Raw genomic sequence first — 491 nt, 5'->3', positions numbered from 1 at the left:
CAGTGATTGCACGGCACTGGCAACGCCATCGGTGCCGTTGGCCAGGGTGTAAGTCCATTGGCCGCTGCTGTCGACGGCGATCGAGCCGTAGCTGCCGGTGTTTGACCCGGCAATGCTCCAGGTCGCCGTGGCCGCGTGATCGATGTCAGTCGAGCTGAACTGGCCGCTGACGCTGAGGGTGGTGTCTTCTTGCACCGCGCCGGCATCGTTGCCGTTGGCGAAACTGAGTACGGGTGCGTCGTTGCTGCCGGTGACGGTGACRGTCACCTGCTGGGTGTCGACACCGCCGAGGCCGTCGCTGACCTGCACGCTGAACACTTCGTTATGACTCTCGCCGGCTTTCAGTGATTGCACGGCACTGGCAACGCCATCGGTGCCGTTGGCCAGGGTGTAAGTCCATTGGCCGCTGCTGTCGACGGCGATCGAGCCGTAGGTGCCGGTGTTTGACCCGGCAATGCTCCAGGTCGCCGTGGCCGAGGTCGCCGTGGCCG

General features: G+C 64.9%; 1 protein-coding gene. It reads right to left on the bottom strand.

The genetic code is table 11. The annotated features are described in order from the left end of the window. Window positions 1-491: VCBS domain-containing protein (locus AC1DLB_RS31935; RefSeq protein WP_477786525.1), on the bottom strand; the 491-nt coding region annotated here is incomplete at both ends.

The organism is Pseudomonas sp. 05N434, from assembly GCF_056396965.1.
The sequence above is the reverse complement of the archived record's forward strand: the minus strand, read 5'-3'. Positions and strand labels throughout refer to the sequence as shown.